Origin of the sequence: Mesonia oceanica (genome assembly GCF_902499555.1) — a bacterium.
Lineage (GTDB): Bacteria > Bacteroidota > Bacteroidia > Flavobacteriales > Flavobacteriaceae > Mesonia > Mesonia oceanica.
Map to the genome: position 1 here is coordinate 121,348 of NZ_CABVMM010000012.1, position 14,285 is coordinate 135,632.

General features: G+C 34.6%; 12 protein-coding genes. 9 read left to right on the forward strand and 3 right to left on the reverse strand.

Annotated elements, in window-relative coordinates; translation table 11 throughout:
- The first annotated feature begins 17 nt into the window (after positions 1-17).
- Positions 18-2,150 carry a methylmalonyl-CoA mutase gene (gene scpA / locus FVB9532_RS14955; protein WP_150545984.1) on the forward strand — a complete coding sequence of 711 codons (2,133 nt, stop codon included), beginning with the start codon at positions 18-20 and terminating at the stop codon, positions 2,148-2,150.
- Positions 2,151-2,203: 53 nt separating this feature from the next.
- Positions 2,204-3,106: a hypothetical protein gene (locus FVB9532_RS14960; protein ID WP_150545985.1), complete on the forward strand. Its 903-nt coding sequence runs from the start codon at positions 2,204-2,206 to the stop codon at positions 3,104-3,106.
- A 117-nt stretch (positions 3,107-3,223) separates the two neighbouring features.
- On the opposite strand, the gene FVB9532_RS14965 is transcribed toward FVB9532_RS14960, so the two are convergent.
- The gene (locus FVB9532_RS14965; RefSeq protein ID WP_150545986.1) at positions 3,224-5,962 is read right to left on the reverse strand and encodes a fibronectin type III domain-containing protein; all 2,739 of its coding nucleotides are present in this window, start codon (positions 5,960-5,962) and stop codon (positions 3,224-3,226) included.
- A 166-nt stretch (positions 5,963-6,128) separates the two neighbouring features.
- Between FVB9532_RS14965 and FVB9532_RS14970 the strand changes: the two genes are divergently transcribed.
- From FVB9532_RS14970 to FVB9532_RS15000, 7 genes are all read left to right on the forward strand, one after another.
- Complete coding sequence (locus tag FVB9532_RS14970; RefSeq protein WP_150545987.1) at positions 6,129-7,010, forward strand: SDR family oxidoreductase; 882 nt, start codon at positions 6,129-6,131, stop codon at positions 7,008-7,010.
- Positions 7,011-7,110: 100 nt separating this feature from the next.
- On the forward strand, positions 7,111-7,875 hold the full coding sequence (locus tag FVB9532_RS14975) for a ParA family protein (protein WP_150545988.1): 765 nt from the start codon (positions 7,111-7,113) through the stop codon (positions 7,873-7,875).
- A 5-nt stretch (positions 7,876-7,880) separates the two neighbouring features.
- Entirely contained in the window at positions 7,881-8,789 is a 909-nt protein-coding gene (locus FVB9532_RS14980) for a ParB/RepB/Spo0J family partition protein (protein ID WP_150545989.1), read from the forward strand.
- On the forward strand, positions 8,779-9,360 hold the full coding sequence (locus FVB9532_RS14985) for a DUF5683 domain-containing protein (RefSeq protein WP_150545990.1): 582 nt from the start codon (positions 8,779-8,781) through the stop codon (positions 9,358-9,360). Before FVB9532_RS14980 ends, FVB9532_RS14985 begins: the two co-directional genes overlap by 11 nt.
- A 2-nt stretch (positions 9,361-9,362) precedes the next feature.
- Complete coding sequence (gene dapB, locus FVB9532_RS14990) at positions 9,363-10,073, forward strand: 4-hydroxy-tetrahydrodipicolinate reductase (protein WP_150545991.1); 711 nt, start codon at positions 9,363-9,365, stop codon at positions 10,071-10,073.
- Between the two features lie 49 nt (positions 10,074-10,122).
- Positions 10,123-11,694 carry a signal peptidase I gene (gene lepB, locus FVB9532_RS14995; protein WP_150545992.1) on the forward strand — a complete coding sequence of 524 codons (1,572 nt, stop codon included), beginning with the start codon at positions 10,123-10,125 and terminating at the stop codon, positions 11,692-11,694.
- A gap of 6 nt (positions 11,695-11,700) precedes the next feature.
- Positions 11,701-12,336, forward strand: a complete 636-nt coding sequence (locus FVB9532_RS15000; protein WP_150545993.1) for a WbqC family protein — start codon at positions 11,701-11,703, stop codon at positions 12,334-12,336.
- Here FVB9532_RS15000 and FVB9532_RS15005 read toward each other — a convergent pair.
- Positions 12,333-13,358 (reverse strand): endonuclease/exonuclease/phosphatase family protein, encoded by a 1,026-nt coding sequence (locus FVB9532_RS15005; RefSeq protein WP_150545994.1) that lies wholly within the window; start codon positions 13,356-13,358, stop codon positions 12,333-12,335. The two genes, FVB9532_RS15000 and FVB9532_RS15005, sit on opposite strands and share 4 nt — an antisense overlap.
- An 11-nt stretch (positions 13,359-13,369) precedes the next feature.
- Positions 13,370-14,284, reverse strand: a complete 915-nt coding sequence (locus FVB9532_RS15010; RefSeq protein ID WP_150545995.1) for a rhomboid family intramembrane serine protease — start codon at positions 14,282-14,284, stop codon at positions 13,370-13,372.
- Position 14,285: the final 1 nt, after the last annotated feature.

Here is a 14,285-nt window from a genome sequence, read left to right on the forward strand (position 1 = left end):
GAAAATCAATATAAAAAATGGCTCGAAAAGACCTTCAACATATAAAGCTTCAAAATTCAGAATTAAAAATTCAAAATTTTGAGGAAGAAGTATTTACTACACCAGAGAAAATCAAGATTAAAAAAGTCTATACGAAAGAAGACGTAGAAAATTTAGAGCACCTTAACTTTGTTGCCGGAATCTCTCCGTTCTTACGTGGACCTTACTCTACGATGTACGTAAGAAGACCGTGGACAATTAGACAATATGCAGGGTTTTCTACGGCCGAAGAAAGTAATGCGTTCTATAGAAGAAACCTGGCAGCCGGACAAAAAGGCCTTTCGGTAGCTTTCGATTTAGCAACGCATCGCGGTTACGATAGTGATCATGAACGTGTAATAGGTGATGTTGGTAAAGCAGGAGTGGCAATTGATTCGGTAGAAGATATGAAAATTCTTTTCGATCAGATTCCGCTTGATAAAATGTCGGTTTCTATGACGATGAATGGAGCGGTACTACCTATCATGGCGTTTTATATTGTTGCTGCCGAAGAGCAAGGTGTTCAACCTGAACAGCTTTCAGGAACCATTCAAAATGATATTCTCAAGGAGTTTATGGTGCGAAACACCTACATTTATCCACCTACTCCATCGATGAAAATCATCTCTGATATTTTTGAGTATAGCTCGAAGAATATGCCAAGATTCAACAGCATTAGTATTTCCGGATATCATATGCAAGAGGCCGGAGCCACTTGTGATATTGAATTGGCATACACCTTGGCCGACGGATTGGAATACATTAGAAAAGGACTTGAAGCGGGAATGGACATCGATAGTTTTGCTCCACGTCTTTCCTTTTTCTGGGCTATTGGCATGAATCATTTTATGGAAATTGCCAAAATGCGAGCCGGAAGAATGTTATGGGCTAAATTGGTAAAGCAATTCAACCCAAAAAATCAAAAATCACTTTCTCTAAGAACACATTGTCAAACCAGTGGATGGAGTTTAACCGAACAAGATCCGTTTAATAATGTAGCTCGAACTTGTATTGAGGCTTCCGCAGCAGCTTTTGGTGGAACGCAAAGTTTACATACCAATGCTTTAGATGAAGCGATTGCTTTACCTACCGATTTTTCAGCAAGAATCGCGAGAAACACTCAATTGTATTTACAAGACGAAACTGAAATTACAAAAACAGTAGATCCTTGGGCGGGTAGTTACTACGTAGAAAAACTTACTGATGAAATCTCTCAGAAAGCATGGAAATTGATTGAAGAAGTGGAAGAATTAGGCGGAATGACCAAAGCGATTGAAAAAGGAATCCCGAAACTTCGTATTGAAGAAGCTGCGGCAAGAAAACAAGCGCGAATTGATAGCGGTCAAGATATTATTGTAGGGGTAAATAAATACCGACGTGAAAAAGAAGACCCCATCGTAACCTTAGAAGTCGATAATCAAACCGTTCGTAAACAACAAATTGCTCGATTGGTAGAAATGAAGGCTAGTCGTAATGAAGAAAAGGTACAACAAGCTTTAACTAAATTAACCGAAGCTGCTAAAAAAGAAGAAGGAAATCTCTTAGCATTAGCGATAGATGCTGCTCGTGAACGTGCCAGTATTGGAGAAATTAGTATGGCTTTAGAAAAAATTTACGGAAGGCATAAAGCACAAACCAAATCTTTTAGTGGCGTGTACAGTAAAGAAATTAAAGACGATAAATCGTTTAAAAAAGCAAAAGAACTAGCGAATCAATTTGCAGAATTAGAAGGTCGCCGACCTCGAATTATGATTGCAAAAATGGGACAAGATGGTCATGATCGTGGAGCCAAAGTAGTTGCCACTGGTTATGCCGATGTAGGATTTGATGTAGATATTGGGCCATTATTTCAAACCCCACAAGAAGCCGCCAAACAAGCAGTAGAAAACGATGTTCACACGTTAGGGGTTTCATCTTTAGCTGCCGGACATAAAACCTTAGTTCCCCAGGTAATTGAAGAATTGAAAAAACACGGCCGCGAAGATATCATGGTGATTGTGGGAGGGGTGATTCCTTCTGCAGATTATCAATATTTATTTGATGCCGGTGCTGTTGCGGTGTTTGGTCCCGGAACTAAAATTAGCGAAACCGCAATTAAAATTTTAGAGATTTTAATTGATTCGGTAGAATAAACTAAAAACATTTAACGTTATAGGTTATAACTATAAAACAAAATTAACCTATTATGAAAAGCCTTTTGTTCACATTCTCTATTGTTCTTTTTATTTCTTGTTCTTCTGATGATAATGATCCTACTATTGTAGATCACTCTTCTTCCATTTTCACATCTTATATAGAAACTTACGACAGACCTGAAATTGATGGTATTGAAAGTTTTAAGAAAATAAAAACTGGTGAAATTATCGATGGCAAATTTCATGATTATCAATTAAAAACATACTTTGATAATGAATTAAAATCTGAAGATGAATTCCAACAGTATGTTTATTCTAACAATAAGCTAATCAGCATCTATCCAATGAGAGAATCAGATGAGGCTACTAAGCAGGACTTATTCTATGATGAAAATAATAACTTTACTGGTTTTTACTGGGAAAAAGTTAATCGATATTATCAAATTGTTCACAAAGAAAATAATATAGATTATTTTCAAATTTTGACCGGAAATTTTGATGATGAAAATTCTTCTATTCACCAAAGATATATTTTAAAATTTGATGATCACAATAACGTAATCAAAGCTGGGCTTGATATTGATTTGGATGAGGTGATGGATTTTGAAAACAAATTTAGTTACGATGAAAACGATAATTTAATTTCAATCGAAATGAGCAATGGTGAGTCCACTAACATTACTTATTCTGAAATTAAAAATACTAAGGCTCATATTTTAGATAATTCTTATGGTAAAAGAATAAGAAGATTAAAGTGTAGTGAAATATTAGGAAGTCCATCTGCCACTATTGAAGAGATCAAAAAATTAGAATTCTCTACCCATTTATCTACTTATGAAGTAGATGCTTCACTAGAGTTAGATACTTCGGAAAATAATTTTTACACAAAAAGGACTATAGAAACCGATAACGAAAATCAATCTACAGAAACCATAGAGTTTATAACTCAATAATTCTGATACTGGTGTTATTATATATATTTATATCACTATAGAAGCTGAAAATGAACACATAAAAAATCCCCTGTACAGGGGATTTTATTTTTAGAAATAATTTTAACTTACAACTACCTACTCTACTACTAATTTTACAGTATATAGTTTTCTTGAATGAATTTTAATAATATACAATCCACTTGACAATTCTTGTGTCATCATAGAATATTTTGCATTATTTACATTTTCTGTAGCATATAAAAGCTTACCGGTAGTATCGAACAATTCAATTTTTTCTATAGGATACTGGGATTGAATCATTGTTTGACTTTTACCATTAGCCGGATTTGGATATACTTTTATTCCGTGATCTATCTTATATTCTGAATTGGATAAATCTCCCACAACTTCAAAATTCACACGGTTAGAAACTTCATTATAAGAATCGTTTGTAAACATTACTACAAAATAGTTCCCTTCTTCGGTAGGTAAAGCTTCACCTTCTAAGGTAGCAGTACCTTCAGCTTGACCGTCAAAATAAGTATAGCTAATTAATGGATCGATGTTAGGATCATCACCTTCGTGATATATACCTAACCAATCTTTAATTATTCCCGGGGCATCTGTCCAAGAGGTTACAATCTCTTCTCCTAAATCATATACAGATTCGTTTATCCATAAATCTGTCACTAATTCTCCTACTTTAAAAAATACTTTATTACCTATTGAATTATAGCCATCCTCAATAAAATATTCAGCATAGTAATATCCTTTTTCTAAATTATTAAATGTAAGTGTTTGTGAACTCCCGTTAACATAACTCCAAGCTGTTGAAGCAATATTACCCGGTGTATGCCCCATTTTATAAATCCCTATCCAATCATTACTTAATTGTGGACCATTACTAAAAGAAATCTCCACAGGATCTCCTTCAGCATATTCTTCTTCACTTACTGTCAACTCTGGAGTTTGCCCTACATAAAAATACTGTCTTGGAGCAATTTCTGAATAACTATCATTTTCGAAAATAACGGCATAATACATTCCTGCCTCACTTAGACCTTGAGAAAATGTAATGGTACCGCTTGAATTTCCATCTGTATAACTCCATAGTTCTGAAGGAGAATTACTCCCTGGTTCATTTTCATCTTTATAAATACCTATCCAAGTAGTATTAGCTGCTGGAGCATCTAAATAATTCACCCCTATAGGAGCATCAAGTGCATATTCTAAATTTTCGGAATCTAGAGTAATTGCTGTTTCTACGTAATTACTTCCTGTTACAGTAAAGGTTTCTGTTTCACTCCAAGGAGACCATGCTAAGTTTCTATCTCTATACCGAAGTTTTACGAAATACTGACCATTTGGAATTTCATTCTCTGCAAATTCTATTTTGGTTATATCTACTCCTTGATTAATATCTACAGTAGAATCACTTTGCTGTTCATACATTCCGTATAAATTTTCGTAATCTCTATAAATATCTTTCTCGATGATATTAAACTCTTGATCTTTAGCAATTAAAAATTCGGTAGTATTTAATAATTCTCCTGTTGAAGTTGAAAAATCAGAGCCTTGAATCTCTAAAGGTAAGCTTACCTCTGAACCTAACTGGGTTTCTATAGTTGGCTGCTCTGGTGCAGCTTGATTTTTATAAAAATGGAACTCATCCATTAATTGATTATTTTTCCACTGAAAAATACTTCCTATAGAATAACTTTCTACATCCATTTTACCATTAACCACATCTATATCTACTATTTGATACATCCAATTAGAAATTGTTTTTTGTACGTCTTCAAAATCTTCTTCAGTAGACATTCCCCAATATTGATCCCACGCGGTTCCCCCTGAAATAATATTATAAACTTTATCATCTTTTAACTGTCCACGATGGTATAAGTGATGATGGGCGCCAATATGCAATACAAATTTATCGGTTTGTGTAAGCATGGGTACCGCCGTATTTCTTATCCATTGAGAAATATCACCTACATATTGTTCTGCTTGATAAGGTCTATGACTTAGCGAGAAAATCCAATCTACAGAACTGTCATCTTCTGCTGCGTTAATTACAGACTGTAGCCAAGCTGTTTGTGAAGTCCCGGTATGCTCTGAACTTAAACTTATAAACAATACATTTCCAGCTTGGTAGACATAATAATTTTCTGTTCCAGAAGAAATTCCTTGATATTCAAAATCATCCAAATAAAAATGATCGTAATAAGCTTGCATCCCTAAAGTACCGTAGGTTTCGTGATTACCAACTGTAGTTTGAATAGATAAAAACTTAGAAAGTTTCCTATTCTTTTTAAAATGAACATTATCATAATGATCTAAAGTACCTACATCTACTTGATCTCCTACCATAAAAGTAAGAGCAATATTCTCTTCTGGCGAACCACCGTATTTCTGAATTATCTTACGCTTCGCTGCAGAAACTAAAGAATCATAACGAGGCTCATTTTTTAATTGGTTATCCCCCATAATTAAGAAACGAATGTGACCGTCTTCTGTGGCTGCTTCCCCAGGATTGGGAAGTGTTTTAAACGATGCTATTTCAGAATAATTACTTCCGGTCTTAGTTCTATAAAAATAACGTGTATTAGGTGATAGGTTCACTAATTTAACGGAATGGTAATAGTAATTACCCGGGTAGCCGGCATCTGTAAAAATATTGGTATTACCAGTTACAGTTACGTTCAAATCACTTTCAGACAAACCATACTCGACTACCGATTCTGAGTCTGAAGAAGTTTTCCAGTTTACATAAATAGAGTTTGGGGTTACCGCTTGTAGATAAGGGTGTAACTCTTGTGCCATTAGCTTACCAACACCGATGATAAGTAGTAAAAAAAGATAATTTTTTTTCATAAAAAAAGGGTTTTATTTTGCAGCCAATTTACCCTTCCTCTAAATGATCTATTTTAGCTTATTATCAAATAAACCATAACTATTACTTATCTCAATGTTACCTTTGTTATCTAATTATCAATTAAAATTTCAAATTAATTGATTAGCTTTACTAAAAACAATTCTTATGAACTTTCAACAAAAAATGTTGCGTGATGACGCCCTAAAAAATAAAAATATTGTGGTTACCGGTGGCGGAAGTGGTTTAGGAAAAGCCATGACCAAATACTTTTTAGAATTAGGAGCACAAGTAGCTATTACTTCCCGAAACTTAGAAAAACTTCAAAATACTGCTAAAGAATTAGAAGGAGAAACCGGAAGCAAATGTTATGCAATTCAGTGTGATGTAAGAAATTACGATGAAGTTGAAAAAATGAAGGATGAGGCCATTTCCCAAATGGGAAGTGTAGATGTTTTACTAAACAATGCTGCAGGAAACTTTATCTCTCCCACCGAGCGACTTTCAACCAATGCTTTCGACACCATTATTGACATTGTTTTAAAAGGAAGTAAAAACTGCACGTTAGCTTTTGGTAAACATTGGATTGATAAAAAAGAAAAAGATAAAACCGTTTTAAATATTGTCACCACTTATGCTTGGACAGGTTCTGCTTATGTAGTTCCTTCGGCAACAGCAAAGGCTGGGGTTTTGGCGATGACGCGTTCGCTTGCTGTTGAATGGGCAAAATACGGAATAAGATTTAATGCCATTGCTCCAGGTCCTTTCCCTACAAAAGGTGCTTGGGATCGACTTTTACCCGGAGATTTAAAAGAAAAATTTGACTTGGCTAAAAAAGTTCCGCTCAAACGTGTAGGTGAACATCAAGAACTTGCCAATCTTGCCGCTTATTTGGTTTCAGACTTTTCAGCCTATGTAAATGGAGAAGTAATTACCATTGATGGTGGTGAATGGTTAAAAGGAGCCGGACAATTTAACCTACTGGAAGAAGTACCTGAAGAGATGTGGGATATGCTCGAAGAAATGATTAGAAAAAAGAAAAACAAATAATTAACCCCAATTGTTAAAAAAACATCTTTAAGTTATTCATTCAAGCGTTTTCAATTGGAATAATAAATCGTATTTTTACCGTCTAAATCTTAAATAATTAATGGGCAAAATCATTGCAATTGCTAACCAGAAAGGCGGAGTAGGTAAAACCACTACTTCGGTTAATTTAGCTGCCGCTTTAGGGGTACTGGAAAAAAAAGTTTTGTTAATTGATGCCGATCCACAGGCCAATGCTAGTTCCAGTTTAGGAATTGATGTAGAAAATGTGGAAGTCGGGACTTATCAGCTCTTGGAACATACCTTAAAAGCTGAAGAGGCGATTACCGCAACCAATTCTCCTAACGTAGATATTATCCCGGCACATATAGATTTAGTGGCTATTGAAATAGAATTAGTCGATCAAGATCAACGGGAATCAATGCTTAAAAAAGCAATCATTCAATTAAAGGAAAAATACGATTTCATTTTAATTGATTGTGCACCCTCACTTGGCTTATTAACATTAAATGCTTTAACCGCTTCAGATTCTGTAATTATCCCGATTCAATGTGAGTATTTTGCTCTTGAAGGTTTAGGAAAGTTATTGAATACCATAAAAAGCGTACAAAAAATACATAACAACAAATTAGATATAGAAGGGCTTTTACTCACGATGTACGATTCCCGCTTACGTCTTTCCAATCAAGTGGTAGATGAAGTGAAGAAGCATTTTGAAGCGATGGTTTTTGAAACTATTATTCAGCGTAACGTACGCTTAAGCGAAGCTCCTAGTTATGGTGAAAGCATTATTAACTATGATGCAGGAAGCCGTGGAGCCAATAATTATTTAAGTTTAGCTGAAGAAATTATAAAGAAAAACAAGTAAGGTTTATGGCGAAGGCAACGAAGAAACAAGCGTTAGGACGTGGACTTTCAGCTTTATTGAAAGATCCCGATAACGATATTAAGTCGGCTAAAGATAAAAACGCAGATAAAGTTGTAGGAAATATTGTTGAACTGGATATCGAATCTATAGAAGTAAATCCTTTTCAGCCCAGAACTAGCTTTAACGAAGATGCGCTGCAAGAATTGGCCACCTCTATTCGAGAGTTGGGAGTTATTCAACCCATTACCGTAAGAAAAATAGATTTTAATAAATACCAACTTGTTTCCGGGGAGCGTCGTTACCGCGCCTCTAAATTGGTAGGTTTAAAGACCATTCCTTCTTACATCAGGATTGCCAATGATCAGGAATCTTTAGAAATGGCGTTGGTAGAGAATATTCAGCGACAAGATTTAGATCCAATTGAAATTGCACTTTCTTACCAACGTTTAATCGATGAAATAGATCTTACCCAAGAACAACTGAGTGATCGTATTGGAAAAAATAGATCGACCATAGCCAATTACCTTCGTTTATTAAAGTTAGACCCGATTATTCAAACCGGAATGCGAGATGGTTTCCTTTCTATGGGACACGGGCGTACTTTAATTAATGTAGAAGATGATGAAATTCAACTTAAAATTTACGAACAAATAATTGAAGAATCTCTTTCGGTAAGAGCGACAGAACAATTAGTAAGATCGTACCAAAAACATGGAAAGAACTTAGGAAAAGAAAAAGCTTCTACCCCGAGCGTTCCTAAAGAAATAAAAACCACCGTAAAAGATTTTTCTGAATACTTTGGTGCAAAAGTTGATGTAAAAGTGAACAAAAAAGGCAATGGAAAACTAATCATTCCGTTCTCTTCAGAAGAAGATTTTAAACGCCTTAAAAAATTAATTCAGGGTGAAGCTTAAACTGTTATTTTTCCTTTGCATTAGCCTATTCACATTTAGTAAAGTTTTTGCACAACAAGATTCGTTAGCATTAAGAACACAAAGCATTGCTAAAGTGGATAGTATTCAAGGTAATTTTAAAGAATACAATCCATTAGCTCCAGCAAAAGCCGCTTTTTTCTCTGCTATTTTTCCGGGATTGGGTCAGATTTACAATGGTAGTTATTGGAAGTTACCTATAGTTTATGGAGCTTTAGGTACTAGTGTTTATTTCTATATTGAAAACGACAAGCAGTATAACCGTTACCGCGATGCCTACAAAAGAAGACTGGCCGGTTATAATGATGACGAATTTCAAGATAGACTGGACAATGATGCTTTAATCAATGCTCAAAAACACTTTAGAAGAAATAAAGAAATATCCATTTTAGTCACCGCCGCTTTTTATATTTTAAATATTGTAGATGCCAACGTAGATGCGCATTTACAGCAATTTAATGTAAGCAACGACCTTTCCATGAAACCCAATTTTAAATACGATCAGTTTACGGGAAGAACTAATTATGGATTATCATTCAATTTAAATTTTTAATGATGAAAATTGCAATTTTAGGTTATGGGAGAATGGGTAAAACCATCGAACAAATTGCGCTTGATAGAAATCACGAAATAGTTTATAAGACTTCAGAAAAAATTAATACTGAAGAACTTCAAAAAGCAGAAGTAGCCATAGATTTTAGTATTCCTGATGCTGCTTTTGAAAATATAACTACCTGTTTCAAGAATAACATCCCAGTGGTTTCCGGTACAACCGGTTGGTTAGACCGCTATGAAGAAGCTGTTAAAATTTGCAATGAAAACAAGGGTGCTTTTATTTATGCTTCTAATTTTAGTTTAGGGGTCAATTTATTTTTTCAATTAAATGAAAACCTGGCTAAACTAATGAGTAAGTTTAAAGAATACACGGTTGCTATTGAAGAAATTCATCATACCAAAAAACTGGACAAACCCAGTGGAACTGCTATCACCTTAACAGAAAGTATTCTTCCATATACCCAAAAAGAAGATTGGAAATTGGTAGAGGAAGACGAAAAAGCTTCAGCTAATCAAATTCCTGTGGTTGCCAAAAGAGAAGAAGATGTAAAAGGAACACATAGTATTAAATATTCATCGGCTATCGACGATATCGAAATTAAACATACCGCTCATTCCCGCGAAGGTTTTGCCTTAGGAGCTGTGATTGCGGCAGAATGGCTAAGCGATAAAACAGGAGTATTTACAATGAAAGATGTATTAGGTTTATAATCGTGTAACATTTAGCGCAACAGACCTACTCATATAAAAACTTTAAAAGATGACAATAATTCAGTGGTTTATATTTTTTTTATTGGTTCAGGCCATTCACGGTGCAGGAACTTGGAGACTATATAAAATTGCAGGCAGACAAGCTTGGGAAGCATTTGTACCCGTTTACAACGCAGTAATATTAATGAAAATTATTAATAGGCCTTGGTGGTGGACCATTCTGCTTTTCATACCTATTGTAAATTTAATTATGTTTCCTGTGATTTGGGTTGAAACCGCCCGAAGTTTTGGCAAACATACAAAAGCAGATACTTGGCTTAGTGTACTTACTCTTGGTTTTTATTTGTATTACATTAATTATACCGCTGATGTTACACATATCTACGACAGAAGCTTAAAACCAAGAACAGAAGTTGGCGAGTGGGTAAGTTCTATTCTTTTTGCGGTAGTAGCAGCTACCATTGTTCACACCTATTTTATTCAACCATTTACCATTCCTACTTCATCGTTAGAGAAAACTTTATTGGTAGGTGACTTTTTGTTTGTGAGTAAATTTAACTACGGAGCAAGAACACCACAAACTACAGTTTCTTTTCCAATGGTTCACGATACTATTCCGGGACTTGGCATAAAATCGTACACCAATTGGCCTCAACTCCCCTATTTTAGGTTCCCGGGCTTTGAAGATATTGAACGTACCGATATTGTGGTATTTAACTGGCCGGTAGATACGGTTCCTTATTTTGGCTACCATGGACCTATTTCTTATAAAAAACCTGTCGATAAAAAATCCAATTACGTTAAAAGAACAGTTGGTATCCCTGGCGATTCTTTAAAAATTGTAGATGGAAAAGTTTATATTAATAATCAGCCTTTACAATTACCTGATCGCGCCAAACCTCAATACTCGTATCGTGTAAAAGGAAAAGGAAGAGGTTTTGATTTACGTAATTTAATTAACCGTTACAGCATCACCGATGGTGTGAAAGGCTATAATAAAGAAACGAGGGAATATGATTTTGTCGCTATTTCTGATGAAGCGGTAGAGAAATTTAGAAATCACCCAAATGTAGCGTCGATTACTCGAATTATAGATCCTGTGGGAGATGCAGATCCAAAAATTTTCCCTTCAGCTAAAACCAATTGGAATGCCGATCAATTTGGTCCTATTTATATTCCTGAAGAAGGAAAAACCGTTGCGATTACTACCGAAAGCCTTCCTTTTTACAAACGTATTATCGAGGTTTACGAAGGTGAAGAAATGGGCATTGAAAATAAAGTCACTACTAAAGGGAATCAGATTTTCTTAAATGGTGAACCTCTTTCTGAATATACTTTCAAACAAAATTATTATTTTATGATGGGAGATAACCGTCATAATAGTGAAGATAGCCGTTTTTGGGGTTATGTTCCCGAAACTCATATCGTAGGAAAACCTATTTTTATTTGGATGAGTTGGGATAGTAATGCCGATGGTTTCTTTAATAAAATTCGTTGGGACCGCGTATTTACTACCGTTGGTGGTGAGGGTAAACCAGTTTCTTACCTTTACTATTTCCTTATAGGATTAGTGATTGTAATTGGTTTCAATTTCTTTAGAAAACGTAAGAAAAAGGCTTAAGTTTTTTTGATGAATTCTATTCTTATACATCCGGCTTATTTTGGATCAATTCTTCAGTTTTGTCATATTTCACAAGCTGAAGAATTAGTTTTTGAAAATGAAGATAACTACCAAAAGCAAACCTATCGTAACCGACAGTACATTTACGGTGCCAATGCTAAATTGCTATTAAATATTCCTATTAAGCATACCGGCAAAAAAAATATTCGGCAAAAATACAAAGAGGTGAAAATTGAGAACGATTTTAAATGGCAAATCATTCATTGGCGATCGTTAGAAACGGCTTACCGCACCTCTCCTTTCTTTGAATTCTACGAAGATGAATTAATTCATCTCTATGAAAAGGAATACAAATACCTCCTCGATTTTAATTATGATTGCTTCGAGGCTGTTTCCGAATGTCTTCAATTAGAAAAAGAATACCGAAAAACAGAAGAGTATCAATTGGAAATCCTAGAGGAAAAAATTCAAGATAAACGGTATTTAATAGATGCAAAACGCAAACAGCTACCTACTTTAGAAACTTACACCCAAGTTTTTGAAGATAAATTTGGTTTTATTCCTAACCTTTCCATTTTAGATTTGTTATTCAACGAAGGTCCTAATTCTTTAAATTACCTTCAGCAACAACTCGTAGATTAATCCTCAGGTAAATGAATGGTAGTGGAGATTGGATAATGATCTGAAAGCTGCACATCGTAGTTATTAAACTCATTTACCTGAATAGTTTTATCTACCAAAAAGAAATCAATGCGCAATGGGATAAAATCAAAATCAAAGGTTTTTCCCGTTCCGTTCCCGGCAATTTTAAAGGCATCTTTATAGCCAAAATCTACTAATTCATTATAAATATAAGAGAATGCGCTGTTATTAAAATCACCACAAATTATACTTTTATAAGGCGTTTGCGCTAGTTTTTCTTTCAGAAGGCTAACTTGTTCTTCTTGTTTTCTAAAAGAAGCCCCTACTCTATTAATGAGTTTTTTCTTGTTTTCTTTTTGAAGGCTTTTTACTTCCGGAATAATCTTCAAACTTTCAAAATGAACATTAAAAATGCGTAAGGTATCTTCCTTCACCTTTATATCTGCATAAATACAATTATTCCCAGATTGGAAATCTAAAGAGCCTTTATTAATAATAGGGTAATTAGTATAAATGGCTTGTCCTATACTTTTACTCTGGACGCTTTCTTTTATATAATGATTTTTAAATTCATCAAAAACCACTAAATCATGCATATTGTACTCTTGAGAGCAGAAAATATCTACTTTTTCTTTTTTAACAAAATCAATAATCTCCCCGGCAATATCACCTTCCAACCATTTATACTTATTAAACTGACGCACATTATAGCTCATCAATTTAATTTCAGCTTTATCAGTAACCTCTTGTGCTTCAGAAAATTTATAAAGAGAAAAAATATGATTAAGTCCTAATAACAGCACAAAGGTGGAAAGTAAAAACTGGCGCTTAAATTTAATAAGCCAGTAGACCAAAAAGATAAAATTCACCAATAACAAAACAGGCATTCCCAACGCCAGTACAGAAAGAAAAGGAAAAACACTTGGCGGAATATAAGGCAGTAAATAAGCAAATAAAAGCGCTGTAGCAAACAACGAATTAAAAAAGAAAACTATCTTATTGAAAATGCTCAGCCGCTTCATAGACTTCAAAGTTAATCTTTGCCGGCATTAAATAAAAAATCTTTTTCAGACTTACTCAAACTCTCGTAACCACTCTTACTAATTTTATCTAAAATAGCATCTACTTTTTGTTGTTGCTCAGTTTTAGACATCCCATTTTTGGTAGAGCTTCTTCTGGAAGAAGTAGTTTTATTTCGCTTAAAATCTTTGTTTTTATATACTTTTTTAAATGGGGTGGCTTTCTCTTTTTTTGAAAACAGCCCCACCAGTCCATCTACTAATTTTTCAAACCAAGCTCCAATATCATTTCCTTTCTGTAATTGAGTCGTATACACATATCCCAACAACGCTCCACCAAGATGGGCCAAATGACCACCTGGATTATTAAAAGGCATTTGTACGATATCTGAAATCACAAAGAATGCAGCAATCCACCAAAGTTTGATATTTCCTAAGATGAACAACCTTACTTTCATATGAGGAGCTTGTGTGGCTACCCCTACCAAAACAGCCATAACTGCTGCTGAAGCGCCTAGCAAATAAGAGCGTCCAATTCCGGCAAAAGCAGGAAAAATATTATAACTCAGCATAAATACCAAGGCCCCTGCAATAGCCCCCAAAAAGTAATAATTCAATAAGCGCTTAGGCGTATAGAAGGTAAGGAACAATTGCCCGGCATAATAAAGAAGTAACATATTAAAGAAAATATGAAATATCCCTGCATGCATAAACGCATAGGTAATAATAGTCCACGGTTTGTAAATATATTCCCCTATTTGTTCAGGAAAAACCAACCACTCATTTAAAAAATTAGAAGGTAACTGAAATAAAAATGCGATTGTATTCACCAAAAACACCAATACAAAAACAAGTACATTTACCGCGATAAGTTTTTCAACCACACCGGCCATATTGTATCTATATTGCAATTGATCTCTCCAGTTCATC